The sequence below is a fragment of the Variovorax sp. GW821-FHT09A10 genome, assembly GCF_059418385.1.
Genome location: NZ_JBWKPT010000001.1, coordinates 509,385 through 533,194 on the forward strand (window position 1 = coordinate 509,385; position 23,810 = coordinate 533,194).

At 68.5% G+C, this 23,810-nt stretch carries 22 protein-coding genes; 16 read left to right on the forward strand and 6 right to left on the reverse strand.

The annotated features are described in order from the left end of the window. Positions 1-20 precede the first annotated feature (20 nt). The 4 genes from AC07Q9_RS02435 to xseB all read right to left on the reverse strand — a co-directional run bounded on the left by AC07Q9_RS02435 (position 21) and on the right by xseB (position 4,296). Entirely contained in the window at positions 21-1,100 is a 1,080-nt protein-coding gene (locus AC07Q9_RS02435; protein WP_354347505.1) for a TRAP transporter substrate-binding protein, read from the reverse strand. A gap of 130 nt (positions 1,101-1,230) precedes the next feature. Continuing rightward, a complete protein-coding gene (gene dxs, locus AC07Q9_RS02440) occupies positions 1,231-3,075 on the reverse strand; it encodes a 1-deoxy-D-xylulose-5-phosphate synthase (protein ID WP_495307139.1) in 1,845 nt (614 codons plus the stop codon). A 22-nt stretch (positions 3,076-3,097) separates the two neighbouring features. Further along, on the reverse strand, positions 3,098-4,033 hold the full coding sequence (locus AC07Q9_RS02445) for a polyprenyl synthetase family protein (protein ID WP_495307141.1): 936 nt from the start codon (positions 4,031-4,033) through the stop codon (positions 3,098-3,100). After that, positions 4,030-4,296 carry an exodeoxyribonuclease VII small subunit gene (gene xseB / locus AC07Q9_RS02450; RefSeq protein WP_062468817.1) on the reverse strand — a complete coding sequence of 89 codons (267 nt, stop codon included), beginning with the start codon at positions 4,294-4,296 and terminating at the stop codon, positions 4,030-4,032. Before xseB ends, AC07Q9_RS02445 begins: the two co-directional genes overlap by 4 nt. Before the next feature lie 272 nt (positions 4,297-4,568). On the opposite strand from xseB, the gene AC07Q9_RS02455 reads away from it, so the two are divergent. The 8 genes from AC07Q9_RS02455 to AC07Q9_RS02490 all read left to right on the forward strand — a co-directional run bounded on the left by AC07Q9_RS02455 (position 4,569) and on the right by AC07Q9_RS02490 (position 13,330). Next, a complete protein-coding gene (locus AC07Q9_RS02455; protein ID WP_062468820.1) occupies positions 4,569-5,714 on the forward strand; it encodes an aromatic ring-hydroxylating oxygenase subunit alpha in 1,146 nt (381 codons plus the stop codon). Between the two features lie 57 nt (positions 5,715-5,771). After that, on the forward strand, positions 5,772-6,704 hold the full coding sequence (locus tag AC07Q9_RS02460; RefSeq protein ID WP_070061818.1) for a DMT family transporter: 933 nt from the start codon (positions 5,772-5,774) through the stop codon (positions 6,702-6,704). Between the two features lie 53 nt (positions 6,705-6,757). Continuing rightward, on the forward strand, positions 6,758-7,666 hold the full coding sequence (locus AC07Q9_RS02465; protein WP_492734517.1) for a sulfurtransferase: 909 nt from the start codon (positions 6,758-6,760) through the stop codon (positions 7,664-7,666). After that, positions 7,663-8,253, forward strand: coding sequence for a DUF2796 domain-containing protein (locus AC07Q9_RS02470; protein ID WP_495307144.1), 591 nt, complete (start codon positions 7,663-7,665; stop codon positions 8,251-8,253). The genes AC07Q9_RS02465 and AC07Q9_RS02470 overlap by 4 nt, the downstream gene beginning before the upstream one ends. A gap of 4 nt (positions 8,254-8,257) precedes the next feature. Further along, a complete protein-coding gene (locus AC07Q9_RS02475; RefSeq protein WP_492677834.1) occupies positions 8,258-9,004 on the forward strand; it encodes an ABC transporter ATP-binding protein in 747 nt (248 codons plus the stop codon). After that, on the forward strand, positions 9,001-10,263 hold the full coding sequence (locus AC07Q9_RS02480; RefSeq protein WP_139701878.1) for an ABC transporter permease: 1,263 nt from the start codon (positions 9,001-9,003) through the stop codon (positions 10,261-10,263). The genes AC07Q9_RS02475 and AC07Q9_RS02480 overlap by 4 nt, the downstream gene beginning before the upstream one ends. Before the next feature lie 2 nt (positions 10,264-10,265). After that, positions 10,266-10,892 (forward strand): DUF3299 domain-containing protein, encoded by a 627-nt coding sequence (locus AC07Q9_RS02485; protein ID WP_070061814.1) that lies wholly within the window; start codon positions 10,266-10,268, stop codon positions 10,890-10,892. A 188-nt stretch (positions 10,893-11,080) separates the two neighbouring features. Continuing rightward, positions 11,081-13,330 (forward strand): DUF3300 domain-containing protein, encoded by a 2,250-nt coding sequence (locus tag AC07Q9_RS02490; RefSeq protein WP_495307146.1) that lies wholly within the window; start codon positions 11,081-11,083, stop codon positions 13,328-13,330. Positions 13,331-13,370: 40 nt separating this feature from the next. Here the strand turns inward: AC07Q9_RS02490 and AC07Q9_RS02495 are convergent, their stop codons facing one another. Next, positions 13,371-14,642, reverse strand: coding sequence for a M20/M25/M40 family metallo-hydrolase (locus AC07Q9_RS02495; protein ID WP_495307148.1), 1,272 nt, complete (start codon positions 14,640-14,642; stop codon positions 13,371-13,373). Positions 14,643-14,779: 137 nt separating this feature from the next. Here AC07Q9_RS02495 and AC07Q9_RS02500 point away from each other — a divergent pair, with 137 nt between their 5' ends. Both AC07Q9_RS02500 and AC07Q9_RS02505 read left to right on the forward strand, forming a co-directional pair. Next, positions 14,780-15,418 (forward strand): class I SAM-dependent methyltransferase, encoded by a 639-nt coding sequence (locus tag AC07Q9_RS02500; RefSeq protein WP_495307150.1) that lies wholly within the window; start codon positions 14,780-14,782, stop codon positions 15,416-15,418. A gap of 176 nt (positions 15,419-15,594) precedes the next feature. Next, positions 15,595-17,259 carry an ankyrin repeat domain-containing protein gene (locus AC07Q9_RS02505; RefSeq protein ID WP_495307152.1) on the forward strand — a complete coding sequence of 555 codons (1,665 nt, stop codon included), beginning with the start codon at positions 15,595-15,597 and terminating at the stop codon, positions 17,257-17,259. Positions 17,260-17,283: 24 nt separating this feature from the next. On the opposite strand, the gene AC07Q9_RS02510 is transcribed toward AC07Q9_RS02505, so the two are convergent. Next, positions 17,284-18,315 carry a type II asparaginase gene (locus AC07Q9_RS02510; RefSeq protein ID WP_495308212.1) on the reverse strand — a complete coding sequence of 344 codons (1,032 nt, stop codon included), beginning with the start codon at positions 18,313-18,315 and terminating at the stop codon, positions 17,284-17,286. A 285-nt stretch (positions 18,316-18,600) separates the two neighbouring features. On the opposite strand from AC07Q9_RS02510, the gene AC07Q9_RS02515 reads away from it, so the two are divergent. From AC07Q9_RS02515 to AC07Q9_RS02540, 6 genes are all read left to right on the forward strand, one after another. Further along, positions 18,601-19,137: a GNAT family N-acetyltransferase gene (locus AC07Q9_RS02515; RefSeq protein ID WP_495307153.1), complete on the forward strand. Its 537-nt coding sequence runs from the start codon at positions 18,601-18,603 to the stop codon at positions 19,135-19,137. A 188-nt stretch (positions 19,138-19,325) separates the two neighbouring features. Then, complete coding sequence (locus AC07Q9_RS02520; protein WP_495307154.1) at positions 19,326-19,766, forward strand: surface-adhesin E family protein; 441 nt, start codon at positions 19,326-19,328, stop codon at positions 19,764-19,766. A gap of 16 nt (positions 19,767-19,782) precedes the next feature. Continuing rightward, on the forward strand, positions 19,783-20,874 hold the full coding sequence (locus AC07Q9_RS02525; RefSeq protein WP_495307156.1) for a hypothetical protein: 1,092 nt from the start codon (positions 19,783-19,785) through the stop codon (positions 20,872-20,874). A 129-nt stretch (positions 20,875-21,003) separates the two neighbouring features. Next, a complete protein-coding gene (gene chrA, locus AC07Q9_RS02530; protein WP_495307158.1) occupies positions 21,004-22,377 on the forward strand; it encodes a chromate efflux transporter in 1,374 nt (457 codons plus the stop codon). Between the two features lie 10 nt (positions 22,378-22,387). Next, positions 22,388-23,314, forward strand: coding sequence for a Fe-Mn family superoxide dismutase (locus tag AC07Q9_RS02535; protein ID WP_495307160.1), 927 nt, complete (start codon positions 22,388-22,390; stop codon positions 23,312-23,314). Continuing rightward, positions 23,311-23,769 carry a chromate resistance protein ChrB domain-containing protein gene (locus tag AC07Q9_RS02540; RefSeq protein ID WP_495307161.1) on the forward strand — a complete coding sequence of 153 codons (459 nt, stop codon included), beginning with the start codon at positions 23,311-23,313 and terminating at the stop codon, positions 23,767-23,769. Before AC07Q9_RS02535 ends, AC07Q9_RS02540 begins: the two co-directional genes overlap by 4 nt. The last annotated feature ends 41 nt before the right edge of the window (positions 23,770-23,810 follow it).

Sequence of the window (23,810 nt, forward strand, 5' to 3'; positions counted from 1 at the left end):
GGGTTGCGGCGCCGCGTGCCTTACAGCTTCTGCTGTTGCATGAAGCGGTCGAAGGTGCCTTCGGTGTAGCGGAACCAGGCGTTCTGGTCGGCCAGGAACTTGGACCAGTCGCTGTAGATCTTCTTCCACTCGGGGTTGCTGTTGTTCAGGTCCGAGTAGATCTGCTGGGCCGACTTGAAGGCGGCGTTCATCACGTCCTGCGAGAACGGACGCAGCTTGGTGCCCGAGCCCACGAGCTGCTTGAGTGCGATCGGGTTCTTGGCGTCGTACTTGGCCGTCATCGTGATGTTGGCGTGCGCGGCAGCCGCTTCGACCACGGCCTTGAAATCGGCCGACAGGCCTTCCCATGCCTTGGTGTTGATGTAGAAGTCGAGCTCGGGGCCGCCTTCCCACCAGCCGGGGTAGTAGTAGAACGGGGCGATCTTGTTGAAGCCCAGCTTCTGGTCGTCGTACGGGCCGACCCATTCCAGACCGTCGAGCGTGCCCTTTTCGAGCGCGGGGTACAGGTCGGCGCCGGGGATCGATTGCGGGATCACGCCGAAGGGCTCGAGCACCTTGCCTGCGAACGGGTTGGTGCGGAACTTCAGGCCCTTCAGGTCGGCGACCGACTTGATTTCCTTGCGGAACCAGCCGCCCATCTGCGCGCCCGTGTTGCCGCCCGGCAGGTTGATGATGTTGTACTTGGCGTAGAAGGCGCGCATCAGCTTCAGGCCGTTGCCTTCGTACATCCAGGCGTTCTGCTGGCGGGTGTTCATGCCGAAGGGCACGGCGCAACCCAGGCAGAAGGTCGGGTCCTTGCCGTAGAAGTAGTAAGGCGCCGTGTGCGCCATTTCGACCGCGCCGCTCTGGATGCCGTCGACCACGCCGAAGGCGGGCATCAGCTCGCCGCCCGCGTGCACGGAGATCTGGAACTTGCCGCCCGTCATGTCGCTCACGCTCTTCGAGAACACCTCGGCGGTGCCGAAGATGGTGTCCAGAGACTTGGGAAAGCTCGATGCGAGACGCCAGCGAACGGTGGCTTGCGCGTGAACCGCGGGCGCGATGCCGGCAGCCAGAACGCCCGCGATGCCGGCGTTTTTGATGAGGGAACGACGATCCATTGAATTCACTCCGAGTGCTTTGGAAAAAACAAAACGCGGCTTGTGACCGCGTCAGGGACTTTTGTGAGTCCTTTTGATTGTAAAAACGCGCTTACAGGCGGTCGGCGGGGGTTTACCCTGCGACCTCTTGTCAAACGAAGCGTTTCTTGATCGCGGCAGCAATGCCGTCGGCATCGAGACCGATCGATGCGAGCAGCTTGGCCGGATCGCCGTGCTCGATGAAGCGGTCGGGCAGGCCCAGTTGCAGCACCGGCTTCTGCACGCCCGCCGCCTGCAGGGCCTCGACCACCGCACTGCCCGCGCCGCCCATGATGGCGCCCTCTTCGAGCGTGACGAGCACGTCGTGCGTGCCCGCGACCTGCAGCAGCAATTCGACGTCGAGCGGCTTGGCCCAGCGCATGTTGACCACGGTGGCGTCGAGCGACTCGGCCGCCGTGAGCGCCGGGTACAGCAAGGTGCCGAACGCGAGGATGGCGATGCGTTGGCCTTCGCGGCGGACCTCGCCCTTGCCGAAGGGCAGCGCGTCGAGCGTGAGGTGCGGCGTGGTGCCGGCGCCCGCGCCGCGCGGGTAGCGCACGGCCACCGGGTGGTTCTGTTCGTAGGCGCTCGTCAGCAGCTGACGGCACTCGCGCTCGTCGGCCGGGCAGGCGATGCTCATGTTGGGAATGCAGCGCAGGAACGGGATGTCGTACGCGCCCGCGTGCGTCGCGCCGTCGGCGCCCACAAGGCCCGCGCGGTCGAGCGCGAACACCACGGGCAGGTTCTGGATCGCCACGTCGTGGATCAGCTGGTCGTAGGCGCGCTGCAGGAAGGTCGAGTAGATCGCGACCACGGGCTTCAGGCCCTCGCAGGCCAGGCCGGCCGCGAAGGTGACGGCGTGCTGCTCGGCGATGCCGACGTCGTAGTAGCGGTCGGGAAAGCGCTTCTCGAACTCCACGAGCCCCGAGCCTTCGCGCATCGCGGGCGTGATGCCCACGAGGCGGCCGTCGTGTGCGGCCGTGTCGCACAGCCACTGGCCGAAGACCTGCGTGAAGGTCTGCTTGGCCGCCGTGGTCGACTTGACCAGGCCCACCTGCGGATCGAACTTGCCCGGGCCGTGGTAGGCCACCGGGTCGGCCTCGGCGAGCTTGTAGCCCTGCCCCTTTTTCGTGACCACGTGCAGGAACTGCGGGCCGTCCAGGTGCTTGAGGTTCTCGAGCGTGGGCACCAGCGAGTCGATGTCGTGGCCGTCGATGGGGCCGACGTAGTTGAAGCCGAACTGCTCGAACAGCGTGGCCGGCACGACCATGCCCTTGGCATGCTGCTCCAGCCGCTTGGCCAGCTCGAACAGCGGCGGCGCATTGCGCAGCACGCTCTTGCCGACGCTCTTGGCGGCGGCATAGAAGTTGCCGCTCATGAGCTGCGCGAGGTAGCGGTTGAGCGCGCCCACCGGCGGGCTGATCGACATGTCGTTGTCGTTCAGGATGACCAGCAGCTTGCAGTCGCACACGCCCGCATTGTTGAGCGCCTCGAAGGCCATGCCGGCCGTGAGCGCGCCGTCGCCGATGATGGCCACGGCATGGCGCTTCTCGCCCTTCTGCTTGGCGGCCATGGCCATGCCGAGCGCGGCCGAGATGCTGGTCGACGAGTGGGCGGTGCCGAAGGTGTCGTACTCGCTCTCGGTGCGCTGCGGAAAGCCCGAGATGCCGCCGAGCTGGCGCAGCGTGGGCATGCGCTCGCGCCGGCCCGTGAGGATCTTGTGCGGGTAGGTCTGGTGGCCCACGTCCCACACCAGCCGGTCGTGCGGCGTGTTGAACACATGGTGCAGCGCCACCGTCAGCTCGACCGTGCCGAGGTTGGAGCTCAGGTGGCCGCCGGTGCGCGAGACGTTGTCGAGCACGCAGGCGCGCACCTCGTCGGACAGCTGCTTGAGCTGGGCCCGGTCGTACTGGCGGATTGGCGAAGGGTCGTGGAGAGTGGGAAGCAGCGGAGCCATGGAGGTGGGTTCTTTTTTCTTCTCAGCGGTCGCGGTCGACCACCATGTGGGCCAGGGCGCGCAATGCGGCGGTGTTCGTCAAGCCGCTCTTGCCCAATGCGGCAATCGCGTCAGCCAGCAGCTGGCTCGCCTGCGCGCGCGCGCCGTCCAGGCCGAGCAGCGACACGTAGGTGGGCTTGTCGGCCGCGGCGTCCTTGCCGGCGGTCTTGCCCAGGGTTTGCGAGTCGGCGGTGACGTCGAGGATGTCGTCGACCACCTGGAACGCCAGCCCGATGGCAGCGCCGTAGTCGCGCAGCGCCGCCAGCGCGGCCGGCAACACGGTGCCGCAGGCGGCGCCCATCTCGACGCTGCCCTGCAGCAGCGCGCCGGTCTTCAGGCGGTGCATTTCGCGCAGCTGGGTTTCGTTCAGTGCGATGCCGACGCTGGCCAGGTCGATGGCCTGGCCGCCGGCCATGCCCTGGCTGCCGGCCGCGCGCGCCAGCAGGCGGCACAGCAGGGCCTGCATCGCGGCGGGCACCTCGTCGCCCTCGGGCGTGAGCAGTTCGAAGGCCAGCGCCTGCAGCGCATCGCCCGCGAGCAGTGCGTCGGCTTCGCCGAACTTCACATGCACGGTGGGCTTGCCGCGGCGCAGCACGTCGTTGTCCATGCACGGCAGGTCGTCGTGCACCAGCGAATAGGCGTGGATGAGTTCGGTGGCGCAGGCCGCACGCAGCGCGGCGTGGGCGTTGCCGCCGACCGCTTCGTTGGCCGCAAGCACCAGCAGCGGCCGCAGCCGCTTGCCGCCGTCGAGCACGGCATAGCGCATGGCGTCGCCCAGCAGCACCGGCGCGTCGACGCCGACCCAGCGCGACAGCGCCGCCTCGACCATGGCCAGGTGGGGCTCGGCCCAGCCGGCCAGCGTCTTCGCGTCCCAGGGGGCGGTGGTGGAGGCGGTGGAGGTCATCGGGACGGCGCTCATTCGGCCGTCCAGGGCTTGAGGCTGCCTGCGTCGAGCACCTTGATCTGGTCTTCGACCGCCTGCAGCTTGTCGCGGCAGAAGCCGAGCAGTGCGGCGCCGCGCTGGTAGCTGCCCAGCAGCTGGTCCAGCGGCAGCTGGCCCGATTCGAGTTCTGCAACCAGTTGTTCCAGTTCCTGGAGCCCGGCTTCGTAGCTGGCGGGCAGCGGCCCGGTGTCGGGCGTCGCCGCCGGGCTGGTCGTGGAAGGAGAAGGCACCTTGGGCATGCAACGAATCGTGGATGAAACGAAGCATTTTAGGGCGGGGGCGCAACAGACTGCCGGGCAGCCTGCGCACGCGCGCGCGACCCTTTGCAACACCCTGTAGGACGCCCGGCCATGCGAGGCAAAAACCCGGCGGGCGCAAAAATGCCCCCCGGGTACAATCCCCGCTTCCCCCGCCGGTCACACCGGCACACCTCTTCGGGCCGTCACCCTTGCAGACGGCGCCTTCCGTTTTTTCTTTTTTTCTCCCTGTGGGGAGCTTGGTCAGGTCCTCCATGTCTGATTTAAGTCTTCAACTGCAGCAGGCCGCGAGCCAACTTCCAGTTACCGCGTATTTCGACGAGGCCTTGTACGCCCGCGAAATGCAGAACCTTTTCGCGCGAGGGCCCCGCTACGTCGGGCACCGACTGGCCGTGCCCGAGCCGGGTGACTTCCACACCCTGCCGCAAGAACACCAGGGCCGCGCGCTGGTCCACACGCCCAAGGGCGTGGAGCTCATCTCGAACGTCTGCCGCCACCGCCAGGCCCTCATCCTGCAGGGCCGGGGCCAGCTCGACACCCAGACCGGCGGCAACATCGTCTGCCCGCTGCACCGCTGGACCTACGCCGCGAAAGATGCGCGCACCACCGGCACGCTGATCGGCGCCCCGCATTTCGACCAGGACCCGTGCCTGAACCTGCACAACTACCCGCTCACCGAATGGAACGGTCTTCTGTTCGAGAAGAATGCCGACGGCAGCGGCCGTGACGTGGCGGCCGACATGGCGGGCCTGGGCCCGCAGGCCGACCTCGACTTCTCGGGCTACGCGCTCGACCGCGTCGAGCTGCACGAGTGCAACTACAACTGGAAGACCTTCATCGAGGTCTACCTCGAGGACTACCACGTCGGCCCGTTCCACCCCGGCCTGGGCAGCTTCGTCACCTGCGACGACCTGCGCTGGGAGTTCAAACCCGAGTTCTCGGTGCAGACGGTGGGCGTGGCCAACCGCCTGGGCCGCGCGGGCAGCCCGGTCTACCAGAAGTGGCAGGAGCAATTGCTCAAGTACCGCGACGGCAAGCCGCCCAAGTACGGCGCGATCTGGCTCACCTACTACCCGCACGTGATGATCGAGTGGTACCCGCACGTGCTCACCGTGTCGACGCTGCACCCGGTGAGCCCGACCAGGACGCTCAACATGGTCGAGTTCTTCTACCCCGAGGAAATCGTCGCCTTCGAGCGCGAGTTCGTCGAAGCCCAGCAGGCCGCCTACATGGAAACCTGCGTGGAAGACGACGAGATCGCCGAGCGCATGGACGCCGGGCGCCGCGCGCTCATGCTGCGCGGCGACAACGAAACCGGCCCCTACCAGAGCCCCATGGAAGACGGCATGCAGCAGTTCCACGAGTGGTACCGCAACGCGATGCAACAACCACGCGCCTGAACGCCGCCCCGCCCCGCACCCGCCGGGGCTTTCTTTTTTCTGATCTGGATTCAATCGATGCAAGCGCTGTGGATGGTGCTCGGGGCCTTTCTGTTCGCCACCATGAGCGTGGTCGTGAAGGTGGCCTCGCAATGGTTCAACAGCGGTGAGATGGTCCTGGGGCGCGGCCTCATCGGCATCGTGTTTCTCTGGCTACTGGCGCGCAACCGCGGCACCTCGCTGGCCACCAAGTACCCCGGCATGCACGCCTGGCGCAGCACCATCGGCGTGGTGTCGCTGGGCGCGTGGTTCTACGCCATCGCCCACATGCCGCTGGCCACGGCCGTCACGCTCAACTACATGAGCAGCGTGTGGGTCGCGGCCTTCCTGGTCGGCGGTGCGCTGCTGGCCTGGGTGCCGGTGCCCGGGCGCGACGGCCGCATCGAGCGCCCGCCGCTGCAGGGCCCGCTGGTGATGACGGTGCTCGCGGGCTTTGCCGGCGTGGTGCTCATGCTCAAGCCCACGGTGGGCGGCGGCGACGGCTTCGCGGGCATGCTGGGCCTGCTGTCGGGCGTCACGGCCGCCTTTGCCTACATGCAGGTGGTGGCGCTGTCGCGCATCGGCGAGCCCGAGCTGCGCACGGTCTTCTATTTCGCGGTCGGCTCGGCCGTGGCCGGCGCGTTCGCCACGGCCGCGACCGGGTTTTCGGGCGGCAGTTCGTGGACGTGGCAGCATGCGCTGTGGCTGCTGCCGATCGGCTTGCTGGCCGCCCTCGGACAGCTGTGCATGACCCGCGCCTACGCCACCGCGAAGACCCAGGCCGGCACACTGGTGGTGGCGAACCTGCAATATTCGGGCATCGTGTTCGCGGCCTTCTACAGCGTGGTGCTGTTCGACGACCGCATCGACGCCGCCGGCTGGGCCGGCATGGCGCTGATCATCGCCAGCGGCATCGCGGCCACCGTGCTGCGCCAGCGGGCCGTGCCGAAGGCGCCGGCCGAGGAACACTGAACGCAGCAGCCACGGCACCCATCGCCGAACCATTTTTCGAAGGAGCTCCCGCCATGTACACCACCCTCATCTCCGTCGAACAACTCAGGCAGCTGCGCGAGGGCGACTCGCCCCTCATGGTGTTCGACTGCAGCTTCGACCTCATGAAGCCCGAGGCCGGCGCGCAGCTGTACGCCGCCGCGCACATCCCGGGCGCGCAGTACGCCAACCTGGACACCGACCTCAGCGCCAAGCACGGCCTGCCCGGCGCGCGCGGCGACGTGGTGGTGGCGCAGGACGACGGCGTGCCCGCTTCGGGCGGGCGCCATCCGCTGCCCAGCCGCGAGAAGTTCGCGGCCTGGCTGTCGTCCGTCGGGTTCTCCAACACGATGCAGGCCGTGGTGTACGACCGCAACGGCGCCAACTACTGCGGGCGCCTGTGGTGGATGCTCAAGTGGATGGGCCACGACGCCGTGGCCGTGCTCGACGGCGGCCTGCAGGCCTGGCAGGCCGCGGGCGGCGAAGTGACCGACCGCGAGGAGCCCGCGCGCTTCCAGTCGAATTTCGTACAGGGCGAGCCGATCGCCAGGCTCGTGACCACCGACACCGTGGTGCGCCGGCTCGGCCAGCCTGACCAGAACCTGATCGACGCGCGTGCCGGTGCACGTTACCGCGGTGAGGTGGAACCTCTGGACCCGATCGCGGGTCACATCCCCGGGGCCCTGAACCGGCCCTTCGCCGACAACCTCGGTCCCGACGGCAAGTTCAAGCCCGCCGCGCAACTGCGCGCCGAGTTCGAAGCGCTGCTCGCGGGGCGCGATGCGGCGACCGTCGTCCACCAGTGCGGCAGCGGCGTGAGCGCCGTGCCCAACCTGCTCGCGATGCAGATCGCGGGGTTCGGGACGACCGCGCTCTATGCCGGCAGCTGGAGCGAATGGAGCAACACGCCGGGGCTGCCGACCCGGCAAGGCGCAGAACCATGATGCACACCCTGCACACCCGACTTCGACGCACGTCCTCCGGCTTCGCACTGACCGCCGCCGCGCTGTTCGCGGCCGCCGCCCTTCCCGCACACGCCCAGCAACAGCACGCGCATGTGCACGGCCAGCTCAAGCTCGACGTGGCCATCGACGGGCCCACCATCGTGATCGCCATGGAATCGCCGCTGGACAACATCGTCGGCTTCGAGCGCGCGCCCAAGACCGACGCCGAGAAGAAGACCGTCGAAGCCGCCATCGCCCAGCTGCGCGCGGCCGACAAGCTCTTCACCATCGACCCCGCCGCCAACTGCAAGCTCGGCCCCGTCGACCTGCGCTCCGGCGCGCTCGGCCTGGGCAACCCCGACCCGGCCGAATCGAGCGGGCACGCCGACCTCGACGCCTCTTTTTCCTTCAACTGCACCCAGGCCGCCGCCGCGAAGTTCATCGACCTGAACCTGTTCTCGGCCTTCAAGGGCGCGCGCCAGATCGACGTGCAGATCGCCTCCGCGCAAGGCCAGTTCAAGCGCCAGCTGAAGCGCCCGAGCGGCGCGCAGGCGGCGCAGCCTTCCCGCCTGACGCTGGGCAAGTGACAGCGTGAGCACCACTCCGCAGGCCGAGACCACGCCCTTGCGCGCCGTGCTCGCCGCCGAAGCCCTGCGCTTCACCTGGCCCGGCGTGAAGACACCGTGCATCGACATCGAGGCCCTGCGCATCACGGCGGGTGAGTCCGTGTTCCTGCACGGCCCGAGCGGCTGCGGCAAGAGCACCTTGCTGTCGCTGCTGGCCGGCGTGCTGGTGGCCGACGAAGGCCGCGTCACGCTGCTGGGCCACGACTGGTCCAAGCTCTCGGGCACGCAGCGCGACCGCGCCCGCGTGGCGCACGTGGGCTACATCTTCCAGCAGTTCAACCTGCTGCCCTACCTGAGCGTGCTCGACAACGTGCTGCTGCCCTGCCGCTTCTCGGCGCGGCGCGAGGCGCAGGCCGCGCGCAACGGCAGCTCGCGCGACGAAGCCGAGCACCTGCTCGACCAGATGGGCCTGGACCGCGCGCTGTGGAAGCGCCAGGCGCTGCAACTGTCCGTCGGCCAGCAGCAGCGCGTGGCCGCGGCGCGCGCGCTCATCGGCCAGCCCGAGGTCGTCATCGCCGACGAGCCCACCTCCGCGCTCGACGAAGACCGGCGCGAAGCCTTTCTCGACGTGCTGCTCACGGCCTGCGCCGTGAACCACAGCGCGCTCGTGTTCGTGAGCCACGACCAGCGCATCGCGCAGCGCTTTGCGCGGCACGTGCTGCTGCCGGAGATCAACCGTGCGGCATCGAGCGCGATGGCGGTGGACGCATGAAGGCCCTCTTTTCCATTGCCTGGCGCAGCGCCTGGAACCGCCGTTTCACGCTCGCGCTCACCGTGTTCTCGATCGCGCTGTCGACCTTCCTGCTGCTGGGCGTCGAGCGCATCCGCACCGAGCTGCGCGAGAACTTCGCGTCCTCGGTCTCGGGCACCGACCTCATCGTGGGCGCGCGCACCGGCTCCACGCAGCTGCTGCTGTACTCGGTGTTCCGCATCGGCGCGGCCACCAACAACATCTCGTGGAAGAGCGTGCAGGCCTTGCAGGCGCACCCCGGCGTCGACTGGGTGGTGCCGCTGTCGCTGGGCGATTCGCACCGCGGCTTCTCGGTGCTCGCGACCACGCCCGAGTACTTCACGCACTTCCGCTACGGCGACCGCCAGACCTTGAAGCTGCGCGAAGGCAAGCCCTTCGACGCGCTGTTCGACGCCGTGGTCGGCGCCGAGGTGGCCGACAAGCTCGGCTACCACGTGGGCCAGAAGATCACGCTGGCGCACGGCAGCGGCGAGCTCAACGTGGCCGAGCATGCCGACAAGCCCTTCACCGTGGTGGGCGTGCTCGCGCGCACCGGCACGCCGGTCGACCGCACGGTGCACATCGGCCTCGCAGCGATGGAAGCCATCCACCTCGAATGGGTGGGCGGCGCGCCGATGCCGGGCGTGAAGATTCCCGCCGAGCAGGTGCGCAAGTTCGACCTCACGCCCAAGAACGTGACGGCCGCGCTGGTGGGCCTGAAGAACCGCGCCGCCGTGTTCGGCGTGCAGCGCTGGATTTCCACCTACACCGGCGAACCGCTGATGGCCATCCTGCCCGGCGTGGCGCTCGACGAGCTGTGGAGCGTGATCGGCATCGGCGAGAACGCGCTGCTGCTGATGTCGGCCCTGGTCGCGCTCGTGAGCCTGGCGGGGCTGGTGTCGGTGGTGATGGCGGGCCTGAACGAACGCCGCCGCGAACTCGCCGTGCTGCGCGCCGTGGGTGCGGGCCTGCGCCATGTGCTGGCGCTGCTGGCGCTCGAAGGCGCGCTGGTCACCGTGCTGGGCGTGCTGCTGGGCGTGACGATGGCGGTGCTCGGCATCGCCCTGCTCTCGCCATGGCTGCAGGCGCAGTTCGGGCTGACGCTGAGCCTGTCCGAACCTACACTGAACGAATGGCTGCTGACGGCGAGCCTGCTGGTCGCCGGCTGGCTCGCGAGCCTGCTGCCCGGCATCCGGGCCTACCGCCTGTCGCTGGCCGACGGCCTTTCTCCGAGAATCTGACCATGACGAAGACCTCTACACCCCGCGTGCTCACCGCCCTGTCGATGCTGCTGGCCGGCGCCGGCCTCGCAGCCGCCGCCTGGGCCGCCGAGCCCGCACCGAAGGACACCACCGCGACCAACCCGCTGGGCGGCAAGCCGGCCGCCACCGCACCCCAGGCCGCGGCGGGCCAGCCGCGCCAGATCAGCTGGGAAGAGCTGGTGCCCAAGGACTGGGACCCGGCCAAGGCCTTCAAGGGCATCGACCTGAGCACGCTCGACGATGGCGACCCGCGCGCCAACGAGCTGCTGATGAAGATGCAGGAGGTGTCGAACAACGCGCCCACCAACCCCGCGCTCAACGGCGTGGAAGTGAAGATCCCCGGCTTCATCGTGCCGCTCGAAGAGGCCAAGGGCGAAGTCACCGAGTTCCTGCTCGTGCCCTACTTCGGCGCCTGCATCCACACGCCGCCGCCGCCGGCCAACCAGATCCTGCACGTCATTCCGCAAAAGGGCGCCAAGTTCCGCGCCATGGACACCGTGTGGGTCACCGGCAAGCTGCAGACGCTGCGCAACGACTCGATGATGGGCGTGAGTGGGTACCACGTGAAGGCCAGCAGCGTCACCAAGTACTCGGGCGGCGCCAAGTAACGACTTAGAGGTCTTTCCCCGGGCGACCGCCACGTCGCCCGGTGGTCTCGTGGTCCTGCGCCGACAGCACAGACGGCGCACCGCCGACACAGACCGTTGCATCCGGGGCGCAGGCTGTGTCATCGCCTGCGCTGGCCCGCCGTTGAAGGAGTTCCGGGCACCATGCCGGCGTCTTCAGGACATGCCAGATGACACCCTCTCCCCGCCTCCCCTTGCTGCAGCGGCGCCTCCTGGCTTCGCTGTGCGTCGCAGCGTTGTTCATTGCAGGCTGCGACAAGCCCGCAGCACCGCCTCCAGCCGCTGAAGCACCGACCGCCCAGGCCCCCGCGCCCGTCGCAGCGCCGGTGCCGGCCGCCTACACACCGCCCTCGGCCGAACAGCTCTACCAGCTGGTCGCGCCGATTGCGCTGTACCCCGACAAGCTCGTCGCGCAGGTCCTGGCCGGCGCCACCTACCCCGATCAGGTCACCGCGGCCCACGACTGGCTGCAGCAGAACCGCACGCTCAAGGCCGGTCCGCTCGCCGACGCCGCCAACCAGCAGCCCTGGGACCCGAGCGTGAAGTCGCTCACCGCGTTCCGCCCCGTGATCGACCAGATGGCCGGCAACATCCCGTGGACCACCTCACTGGGCAAGGCTTACTACAACGACCCGGCCGATGTGATGAACGCGATCCAGGTGATGCGCCAGCGTGCGTCGAAGGCCGGCCGCCTCAAGAACAACGACAAGCTGCGCATCGCGCGCGCCGCGACGCCGCCCAACTACGCGCCCGCGCCCGACATGCAGCCGATGTACGCGGGCCCCACGGTGATCGAGCCGCCCGAGGAGCTCATCACCATCGAGCCCGTGCAGCCCGACGTGGTGTACGTGCCGCGCTACGACCCGCAGGTGGTGTACGACGCGCCCATGCCCGTCTACCCCGGCTATGCCTATGCACCGCCGCCGGTGGTGGTCGAGCCCGGCTACAGCCCCGGCCAGGTGGCCGCCGTGGGCGCGCTGGCCTTCGGCAGCGGCGTGATCGTCGGCTCGGCGCTGGAGCGCCACGGCTGGGGCTGGAACGCCTGGAACATGAACTGGGGCGCGCCGCGCTGGCGCGACCGCGCGGCACCGCCGCCGCCGGCCTACCGGCCTGCGGTGGTCTACAACAACAGCACGTATGTCTCGCGCTCGACCACGGTCGTCAACAACGTGCGCAACGTCTACAACAACAACTACGGCGGCGATCGCAACGGCCCGCCACCCGGCGCGCCGGCGTGGCAGGCAGCGCAGCAGCAACAGCTGCTGCAACAACAGGCGCGTGCCCAGCAGCAACAACAGCAACAGGCGCTGATGCAGCAGCAGGCGGCCCAGAACCAGTTGCGCGAGCAACAGCAGGCCCAACAGGAACAGGCTCGGCGCCAGCAGCAGGCGCAGCAGGATCAGGCCTTGCGCCAGCGCCAGGACCAGCAGGAGCAAGCACGACGCCAGCAGATGCAGCAGCAACAGGCGGCGCAGAACCAGCAGCGTCAGCAGCAGGCGCAGCAGGAACAGGCGCGCCGTCAGCAGCAGATGCAGCAGGACCAGGCCCTGCGTCAACGGCAGGATCAGCAGGAACAGGCCCGTCGCCAGCAGATGCAGCAACAACAGGCCATGCAAGACCCGCAGCGCCAACAACAGGCCCAGCAGGAGCAGGCACGGCGTCAGCAGCAAGCGCAGCAGGAACAAGCCCGTCGCCAACAGATGCAGCAACAGCAGGCCGCGCAGGACCCGCAACGTCAACAACAGGCCCAGCAGGAGCAGGCACGACGTCAGCAGCAAGCACAGCAGGAACAAGCCCGTCGCCAACAGATGCAGCAACAGCAGGCCGCACAGGACTCGCAACGTCAACAACAGGCTCAGCAGGAACAGGGCCGCCGCCAACAGATGCAGCAGCAACAGGCGCAACAGGAACAGCTACGGCGCCAGCAGGAACAGCAGCAGGCCCAGGCGGCGCAGCGGCAGCAACAGCAGGCGCAGGCGCAGCAGGAACAGGCCCGGCGCGCGCAGCAGATGCAGCAACAAGCCCAGCAGGCTCAGCAGGCTCAGCAGGCTCAGCAGGAGCAGGCCCGTCGCCAGCAGCAGTTGCAACAGCAACAACAGGCCCAAGCCCAGGCCGCGCAACAGCAACGCCAGGCCCAGATGGAACAGGCGCGCCAGATGCAGATGCAACAGCAGCAAGCCGCCCAGGCCCAGCAACGCCAGCAGCAGGAGCAGATGCACCGGCAACAGATGCAGCAACAGCAGCAGATGCAGCAGGCGGCGCAGAACCAGGCGCGCCAGCAACAGCAGCAACAACAGGAACAGATGCGGCACCAGCAGGCGCAGCAGCAACAGATGCAGCAGCAGGCCCAGGCGCAGGCTCAAGCGGCCGCAGCCGCCGCCCATCGCCGCCGCCCGGGCGATCCCAACGCACCGCAGTGAACCCGCGGCCCCTGCCGCGGGCGCACTGCGCGCTACAAACTCAGTTCTTGCCGATCTCGGTCAGCAGCCGCGTCACGAGGTACAGGCGCGGCACGATCGAGTCGACCTCGATGTACTCGTCGCGCGCGTGGTAGCCGAAGCCCGCGAGGCCGAAGCTCTCGACCACCGTGGCCTTGCCCGATCGGCCCGCGAAGCCCGCGTCGGTGCCGCCGCCGGTCATCGGCGTCAGCGCCAGTTCGCGGTCGAGCTCCTTGTAGATCGCCTGCGCCTTCTCGGCCAGCGCGCGGCCCTTGTCGCCCGCAACGAACGCCGGGCGGCCCACCTCGACCTTCACCGTGGTCTCGGTGTCGGGAATCAGCTTGCCGCTGGCGATCTTGGCCTGCAGCGCCTCGGTGAGCTTCTTCTCGGCGCCGGGCTGCGTGATGCGGATGTCGCCCAGCGCCTGCGCCCTCTCGGTGATCTGGTTGATCGGGCCGGTGGCGCGCGCCACGGTCCAGTTCAGCGTCACGCCGGGGATGTCCTTGGCGAGGTCCTTGGTCTGCAGCATCTGGTACGACAGCTCGTACAGCGCGTTGCGGCCCAGCTCGGGCGCGGCGCCGGCGTGCGCCGCGCGGCCCTTCACCTCGAGCGTGGCCTGCGCGATGCCGGCCGCGCCGAGCAACAGCGACTCGCCCTTGGCCACGGCCTTGGCGGCCGTCGGTTCGAAGGACAGCACCGTGTCGTGCAGGTCGGCCGTGGTGGCGATGAGTTCGCCCGAACCCACCGAGCCCACCTCCTCGTCGGGATTCACGAGCACGGTGAGCGTGTCGTAGTCGCGCCAGCCCGCGTCGGCCAGGATCTTCAGCGACGCCATCATCACCGCGAGGCCGCCCTTGTCGTCGGCGATGCCGGGGCCGTAGATGCGGTTGCCGTCCACCTTGTAGGGCTGGCTGTTCAGGATGCCCGGCGCGTACACCGTGTCCATGTGGCCCTGCAGCATGATCTTGCGCTTGCCCGTGCCCTTGATCGTGCCGATGACGATGTCGGCGCCCGCGCCGGCCGAGGCCTTGCGGCGCTCCGTCTTGAAGCCGGCCGCCTTCAGGCGCCCTTCGATCACGTCGGCCATCTTCATCAGGCCCTCGACGTTCAGGCTGCCCGACTCGATGGACACCATTTCCTTCAGGTTGTCGATGACGGCGGGCTGCGCCTTCTCGGCAGCGGCCAGCAGCTTCGCGTCGGGGGCCGCCTGCACGGTAGCCACGGCGCCGAGCGTCAGGCCGCAGGCCAGGGCGACGGAACGCAGGGAAAAGAAAGACAAAGTACGCACGGTCATGAGAGTCTCTTTTCTTGGAGTGATTGGCGGGGCGCCAGCATAGCGACATGGCGGGCGAATCGGCGCAAATCGGCGACAGCGCCCGGCCGGCGGTTTACAGTGCGCCGCACCCTTCCACGCGCCGCCCACCAAAGACCATGAGCCTCGCGAACGACGCCAGATTCTGGGACCGCAGCTCGCGCCGCTACGCGAAGAGCGCCATCGCGGACGAGGCCGGCTACGCGCGCACGCTCGAGCGGACCCGCGCCCTGTTCAAACCGGACGCGCGCGTGCTCGAACTGGGCTGCGGCACCGGCACGACGGCCCTGCGCCTGGCGGGCCACGCCCGTGCGTACCTGGCGACGGACATCGCCGACGGCATGATCGCCATCGCCGAAGAGAAACACGCCGCCGCCCCGGTCCCCGGCCTGGCGTTCCGCGCGGCCACTGCCGAGACGCTGGCATCGAGCGAAGGCACCTTCGACGTCGTCATCGGATTCAACTACCTCCACCTGGTGCGCGACCTGCCCGGCACGCCGCGCCGCATCCACGCCCTGCTCGCACCGCAGGGCCTGTTCATCTCCAAGACGCCCTGCCTCGGTGACATGACCCCGCTGCTTCGGCTGGCCTTGCTCCCCGCGATGCGCGCGATCGGGCTGGCGCCGCATGCCGGGGTGTTCCGGGCGGCAGAACTCGGGGCGCATCTGCAGGCGGCCGGCTTCGAGGTGCTTGCGAGCGAGAACCACGCGACGAAGGGTGGCGAGAACCGCCCCTTCATCGTGGCGCGCAAGCGGTGACCTGCACTTCGGCGCATGCCGTCGCCCCGCCCCGATCCGCTACCATCCGAGCCGCGGTGCAAGCCGCGCCCGGGCCCGCGGGAAGGGTTGAACCCACTTGCCTTCTTCATGACGATCCACCGCCTTTTGTGCAGCCGGATTTGCGGGTCATCGGCGCCTGGTGCACGGAGGTTTCCATGAAGCGCATTCCCGCCCGGCCCGACATCGGCCAACTGAAGAAGCAAGCCAAGGAACTGCTGGCGCTCTACCGCAGCAACGACCCCGAGGCCTTTCACCGGTTTCGCAGCGCCTTGCCGGCCGCAGCGGGCAAGACCGATGCCGCTCTGGCAGCCCAGGGCTTGCGCCTGCACGATGCGCAGTCGTGCGTGGCGCGCGAGTACGGCTTCGCATCGTGGGCCGACCTGCAAGGTTTCGTTCTCACCCGCAGGGCGCAGGTCGATGACCCGGCCAAGGCGGTGCTCCATTGGCTGCGCCTCGTGTATGCGGGCGACATCGCCGGTGGCACGAACCGCGCACGGCCTGCAGTGGCCCTGCGCATGCTCGACGAGAACCCCGCCCTGCTGACGGACGGCGACCCGTACCTGGCCTGCGCCATCGGCGATGAAGCCACGCTGCGCCACGTCACCGCGCAAGACCCGGCATGGGTCCATCGCGCGGGCGGCCCGCTGCAACTGCCGCCGCTCGTGGCCGTCACGCACTCCGGCCTGATGCGACTGCCGAGCCATCGCGAGCGCCTGCATGCGTGCGCGAAATTCCTGCTCGACGCCGGCGCGTCCCCCGATCAATCGGCCGGCAACCGCTGGCCTCCCGCATCGCTCGAAGCGCCCGCCGACACCGAGCGGCTTTCCGCGCTGTACGGCGCGGCCGGCCAGAACCACGACCCTGAACTCACGAAGCTGCTGCTCGACGCCGGTGCCGACCCGAACGACGGCGAATCGCTGTACCACTCGCTGGACCAGCCTGCCTGCACGAAGCTGCTGCTGGAAGCCGGCGCACGCGTGACGGGTTCGAACGCGCTGTACCGGGTGCTCGACCTGGACGACGTCGAGACGCTGCGCCTGTTGCTTGCACATGGCGGCGATGCGAACGAACACCCGCAGGGACCGCCCATCTCGGACTGGGGTTCGCCGCTGCTGTGGGCCCTTCGCCGCCGTCGCTCGCCGGCGCACATCGAAGCCTTGTTGGCTGCCGGTGCGAACCCGAACGTGTTCACGCCAGACGGCACGCCCGCGCACACCATCGCACTGCGCTTCGGGCTGACCGAGGTCGCGCAACTGCTGCAGGCGGCAAGCGGTGAACAGGCGCCACTCTCCACCAGCGAAGCCTTCATCGCCGCCTGCGCGCGCGGCGACGAAGCCACGGCGCGAGACCTGCAGGCACGACACCCCGGCCTCATCGGCACGCTCGACACCACACAGCTTCGCCTGCTGCCGGAACTCGCCGCCCAGGGCTGCAGCGATGCAGTGAAGGTGATGGTCACGCTCGGCTGGCCACTCGAGGTCCGCGGTGGCGACTGGGACGCCTCGGCGCTCAACCACGCCGTGTTCTGCGGCGATGCGGCGCTTGTCCGGTTCCTGCTCGAACACGGCGCGGACTGGCAGGCGCCTCACGGCTTCGGTGACAACGCCTGCGGCACCTTGTCGTGGGCTTCGCTGAACGAGCCTGTCGACGGCGGCGACTGGGTCGGTTGCGCGCAGGCCTTGGTGGCCCACGGCATGCCTTCCGCACGGCCCGCCCCGGAGCGTGCGGACGGTGCGCTCATCGGTGCGCGGCGCGGCGTGTTCTCGGACGAGGTCACGGAGTTTCTGCTCGCGGCATCGACTGGCGCGGCGCGCCCGTAGTGCCAATGGCCACGTGAAGAGGCCTCAGTACTTCCAGAAGATCTTCTGGATTTCCTTGGTATCGCGGGTCTTGGTCAGCGCCAGTGCCATCAGCAGGCGAGCCTTCTGGGGGTTCTGGTCGTCGACGACGATGTAGTCGTTCTTGTCGTCGTCGACTTCGCCGTTGCGCACCACGACGCCGCTGCCGGTGCGCGTGGCGCGCACGATGAAGACGCCCTTCGAGCGCGCCTCCTTGACGGCATCCGCGATGTAGTCCGCGATGCTGCCGTTGCCGGTGCCATCGTGAATGATCGCCTTCGTGCCTGCGGCCACCAGTGCGTCGTAGGGCGCGCGGCTCATGTTGCCGTGCCCATAGACGATGTTGACTTCCGGCAGCGACCGGATCTGGTCGACGTCGAACTCGCTGGCAACGGTGTGCGGCCGGATCGGCGCCCGGTAGAACAGCGGCTTGCTCTCCACGACGTAGCCCAGCGGGCCATAGGGCGACTTGAAGGTCTCGACCTTCAGGCTGTTCGACTTGGTCACGTCGCGGGCCGTGTGGATCTCGTCATTCAGCACCACCAGCACGCCCTTGCCCACGGCCTCCTTGCTGGCGGCAACGACGGCCGCGTTGTAGATGTTCAGCGGGCCGTCGGCGCTCAGTGCCGTGCCAGGACGCATGGCCCCCACCAGCACCACGGGCTTCGTGCTCTTCAGCGTGAGGTTCAGAAAGTAGGCCGTCTCCTCGATGGTGTCCGTGCCGTGGGTGACCAGCACACCATCCACGTCCCCGGACTTGAGCAGTTCGGAAACCCTGTGCGCCAGCTTGAGCAGCCGCTCGTTGTTGAAGCTCTCGGAGCCGATCTGGAAGATCTGCTCGCCCTTCACGTTGGCGACGTTCTTCAGCTCGGGCACCGCGGCAATGATCTTGTCCACGGCCACGACCGCGGACTGGTAGGCGCCGGTGTTGGCGCTCGACGCACCGACGCCGGCAATCGTTCCCCCGGTCCCGATCACGACCAGGTTGGCCTTCTTCGCCTCCTGGGCCAACGCCGGCACACTGCCTGCCGCCAGCATCAGGAATCCGCACGCAAGGTGGCGGGTCATCCGCATCATCGATAGCTTCATATGTCTCCGTGATTTGATTGAACGTCAGGCGCCGCCAGAGCGAAAGAAAACGATCGATCTGCCCTCGCGGCAGCACCAGGAAGCACGACTCCGCACTGCACTTTCACAGGGGAACGTCCCATGGCGAGGCGATTGTTGCGGATCGATCGGCGGGCCGGTTATCACTTTTTGCACGCAGCCCATGCCGCAGTCTCATGGGCTGGTACGGTCGATGCATGCGCTACAAACGCCTCCATGCAGCCTCATCTTCGAACCCCGCGCCTGGTCCTTCGACCCTTCACCATCGCCGATGCGGATGACGTGCAACGCATCGCAGGAGATTTGCGCGTCGCCGAGCCGACGGCCAACGTTCCCCATCCCTACCCCGACGGTGCGGCGCAGGCGTGGATCGCCTCCCACACGGACATGTTCAGTGCCGGAACCGGGGTCGTCTACGCCGTGACGAGCGCAGAGAACGGGGAGTTGCTGGGCGCCGCGCAACTCGCTCATCGGTCCACGCTCCACCGCCGCGCCGAACTGGGCTACTGGATCGCCTTTGCGCACTGGTCGAACGGCATCTGCTCCGAAGCCGTCGGTGCACTCATCCACTACGCACACCACGAACTCGGATTGACTCGCATCGTCTGCAGCTGCCTTCCGAAGAACATCGGCTCTGCGCGCGTCATTCAAAGGGCAGGGTTCCTCCTGGAAGGGCGCCTCGTGAAGCACGTGAACCACCGCGGCGCCTTCGAAGATTTGCTGACCTACGGCCTGAACCTGCCTGACAGATAGAAACAAGGCGCTCATGCCACTTGCCGCCAGGCGGCGGCTTCGAGCCTCGCTGTGTGCGCGAGATTCGATAGGATGACGGCGCCTTGGCTGCAAGCAGTCAAGCGTCGACCCCACTGGCTGAACCTCGCAGCGTGCCACCGAGAAGAACGAACGCGCGGGGCCCCATTGACACACAGGGAGTGAACAGAATGAAGCCTCATCCGCTCAAGCACCGCGCAGTGCGGGCCTTCCACCTCGTCGCATCCGCCTGCGCGGCAGTGACCTTGCTGACGGCAGTGCCTGCGCAAGCCGCCGACAACTGGACCGAGATCGCCACCACCCCTCGCAAGAAGGTGCTGCTCCAGCGCGATCCGGTCAAACCGCATGGCGATGCCGTGGAGGCATGGACGCTCTATCGCTACGAGGAGCTGCAGACCGACGTGGGCAAGACCCCGTTTCGCACCTCGCGCTATCTCTACGACTACGACTGCAAGGGCGGGCGCGAAAAGATGCGCCGCGTCATCAGCCACAACGGGCCGCTGGAGGTGCACGACATCGACCTCGCCCGGCGCAGCGACTGGAAGCCCGTGGGCGGCCCCACCACGGTGAGCGGCATCGTGTTCAAGCACGTGTGCGCTCAGGCGCGTTGATCGGGATGACGACGCTTTGACGACCTCGCTCGACGACCTGGCCGTCGCCGCCATCGGGTACGCGCCTTCGGATGAAGAGTCGCAGGCGGCCGCACGCCCGCCGTATCCGATGCCGACCGCGCTGGTTCCGTTCCAGGACGCGGCGCGGACCGCCCTGCGCACGCGCCTGACGCAGGGCCCCGACCCTGACCCCTTCTGCTCGCGGCGCCTCTACGAATCCGCCCTGCGTTTCAGCGCCTGCGCGCCCACGGTCATCAGTGAGCACACCGACTTCAACGTGAGCGACGCTGTCTGCATGCTGCTGGCGGGCGGGTTGATTCCGGTGGCCACGGCGCAACGCGCCATCGAGGTGAGCGCCTCCGACCTGGCGCCACGCTTCCTGCAGCGCGCCATCGTCTACCGCCTGCTGGCCGACGGGGATCTGCCAGGCGCCATGCAGGCCGCGGTAAGCCCGCACTTCGGCGATGCGCAATGGGTCGGTTGGCGGGCCATCGGCGAGCACCATGCGGCGCATGCCGATGCGCGGGCGTTCCTGGCGCTGTGGCCGAACTATGTGTCGCGCCACGAACGCCACTGGGTGGACAGCATGCGGCGCCAGTTGGTCAAGGCCGTCTCCCGGCGCCATGGTTGGCGCGACGCCCTGGCGTTGACGCGCGACAAGCGGATCGGCACCAAGGGCCACGTCCACGGCATGGCCTTCATCGCACTGCAGCCGCTGGCGAAAGAAACCGCCGTGCGCGAACTGGACCACCTGCTGGACACCGCGCCCGAACTGGCTGCGCTGGACACATCACTCGATGCGCTGACTCGCCTGCAGCTGCTGGTGGACGCCCTGCGCGCCAGCACGCCGCACGCACCTGCAGACGATCCCCCGGCGCTGGATGCGGTCCTGGCGCGCATCATCGCCGTCGACGCCACGGTCTCGAAGGCGCAGAGCCAGCGCCGGGACTGGCTGCTGATGGACTGCTGGCCTCTCATCGGCGATGCGGCCACGCTCAAGCGCGTGCGTGCCGCCATCCGCGCGCCGTCGTACAAGCGAGAGCTGGCGAAGCTCGCCAAGGACATTCCGGCTGTTTCGCCGGACGGCACAGGGGACGACGGCATCTGACGATCTGGCCCACGTTGCCAGCAGGGAATATCCACTGCTACGATGCCCTTCCGCGGGAAAACAGCCTCCCGCGCTGCAAAGAAAGACGGTGTCCCGTCCAAGCGCTGGTGACCCTCAACGGAGTTTTCCGTGGACACCGCCTTGCCTGACGCCTCCTCTGCGCTTCCTGCGCCCCCCACGCCCATTTCCTTTGCCGAAGCGCTTCGCTTCTGGCTCAAGCTCGGCTTCATCAGCTTCGGCGGGCCCGCCGGTCAGATCGCGATCATGCATGCGGAGCTGGTCGAGCGGCGGCGCTGGATCAGCGAGAAGCGCTTCCTGCATGCGCTGAACTTCTGCATGCTGCTGCCCGGCCCCGAGGCGCAGCAGCTGGCCACCTACATCGGCTGGCTCATGCACCGCACGCGCGGCGGCCTCGTGGCCGGCGCCCTGTTCGTGCTGCCCTCGCTGTTCATCCTCATCGCGCTGTCGTGGGTCTACCTGCGCTTCGGCAACGTGCCGGTGGTGGCCGGCATCTTCTACGGCATCAAGCCCGCGGTGACCGCGCTGGTGCTGCATGCGGCGCACCGCATCGGCAGCCGCGCGTTGAAGAACCGGTGGCTGTGGGGCATCGCCGCCGCGGCCTTCGTCGCCATCTTCGCGTTCGACGCGCCGTTTCCGGCGATCGTGCTGGCCGCCGGCCTCATCGGCCACTTCGGCGCGCGACGGGCGCCCGAGGTGTTCGCGCTCGGCGGCGGCCATGGCAGCGCGCAGCAGCACTACGGCCCGGCGCTGATCGACGACGACACGCCCACGCCGGCGCACGCGCGCTTTTCCCGCGCGCACCTGCTGAAGATCCTGGGCATCGGCCTGGGCCTGTGGCTGCTGGCCATGGGCGCGCTCGTCGCGACCCAGGGCCTGCACGGCACGCTCTCGCAGATGGGATGGTTCTTCACCAAGGCCGCGCTGCTGACCTTCGGCGGCGCCTATGCCGTGCTGCCCTACGTCTACCAGGGGGCCGTCGAGCAGTACCACTGGCTTTCCGGCGCGCAGATGATCGACGGGCTGGCGCTGGGAGAAACCACGCCGGGGCCGCTCATCATGGTCGTGGCCTTCGTCGGCTTTGTCGGCGGCTGGCTGACGCAGGTGCTGGGGCCCGACTCGCTGTTCCTCGCCGGCGCGCTGGCCGCGACGGTCGTCACCTTCTTCACCTTCCTGCCCTCGTTCATCTTCATCCTGGCGGGCGGGCCCGCCATCGAGGCCACGCACGGCAGGCTGGGCTTCACGGCGCCGCTGTCGGCGATCACTGCGGCGGTGGTGGGCGTGATCCTGAACCTGGCACTGTTCTTCGCGTACCACGTGCTCTGGCCACACGGCTTCGGTGGCCGCTTCGATGCGGTGTCGGCGGTGATGGCCGTGGCCGCGACGCTCGCCCTGTTCCGCTTCAAGGTCGGCGTGATGCCACTGCTCGGTGCCTGCGCGGCCATCGGGTTGGCGGTCACCCTGTTGCTTCCGCTGCTGCGCTGAAGGAGTCGTCATGGACGCCCGAACTCAAGCCTTGCCCTTCGATCCCGCCGCGCTGCGCGGCCTGTCGGCGCAACTTCTGAACAGCCATCACCAGAACAACTATGGCGGTGCGGTCAAGCGCCTCAACGCCATCCGCGCAAAGCTCGCCACGGCATCTTTCGCCGCCATGCCCGGCTTCGAACTCAACGGCCTCAAGCGCGAAGAGCTCATCGCCACCAATTCGATGCTGCTGCACGAGCTGTACTTCGCCTCGCTCGGCGGCGACGGCCAGACGATGGAGCCCGCCATGGCACTCGCCCTGGCAGCCAGCTTCGGCAGCGTGGACCGATGGCGCGAGGAATTCGCAGCGATGGGCAAGGCGCTTGGTGGCGGTTCGGGCTGGGTGCTGCTCAGCTTCCAGCCGCGCGAGGGCACGCTGGTCAACCAATGGGCTGCTGACCACACCCACGCGCTGGCGGGCGGCACGCCGCTGCTGGCGCTGGACATGTATGAGCACGCCTACCACCTGGACCACGGCGCCGCCGCCGGCGCGTATGTCGATGCCTTCATGGCGAACATCGACTGGGCCCCGGTGTACGCGCGCTACCAGCAGGCGGTGCATGCCGCCAGCGAACCCTTCGGCGCGACGCAGGACGAGGTGGCCGGATCGATGCTGCTCGACGTGCGCCGTGCCGGCGTGTTCGCGCAGGCCGCGTCGATGCTCCCCGGTGCCCGCTGGCGCGACCCGGCGGCGGTCGAGCGCTGGGCCGCCGAACTCCCGGCCGATCGCGCGCTGGTCGTCTACTGCGTGTACGGCCACGAGGTGGGGCGCAGCACGGCCCTGCGGCTGCGCGCTGCGGGCCTGGACGCACGCTATCTGCGCGGCGGCATCGACGGCTGGCAGGCCGCCGGCCGGCCGCTCCAGCCCAAGCCTGCCGACACAGGAGCCACGTCATGAAATGGATCACCCGCGAACGCCCGAAGATCGACCGCATCGCCTGCCCGTGGCTGATCCTGCGGTTCATAGACCGCGAGGCCGAGTTTCTCTACGTGCCGCCGGCCGACGTGCTGGCCATGGCGCAAAGCACCGGCGCCACGCCCTACGACATTCCGGGCGTGGAGATGAGCCACGTCGGCGAGCGCTGCAGCTTCGATGCCTTCCTCGCGAAGTACCGGCTCACCGACCCTGCGCTGCACCAGATGGCCGACATCGTGCGCGGGGCCGACACCTCGCGGCTCGACCTCACGCCGCAGTCGGCAGGGCTCTACGCCATCTCGCTGGGCCTGTCGCGCGTGTTCGCCGACGACCACGCGATGCTGCGGCACGGGCTCGTGATGTACGACGCGCTGTATGCCTGGTGCAGCGAGGGCCGCGGCGAGACGCACCACTGGCCGCCGAAGATGCCGGGGTGAAGCGGGTCGGAGGACGATGGCCTGCCTTGCCGGAAGCACGC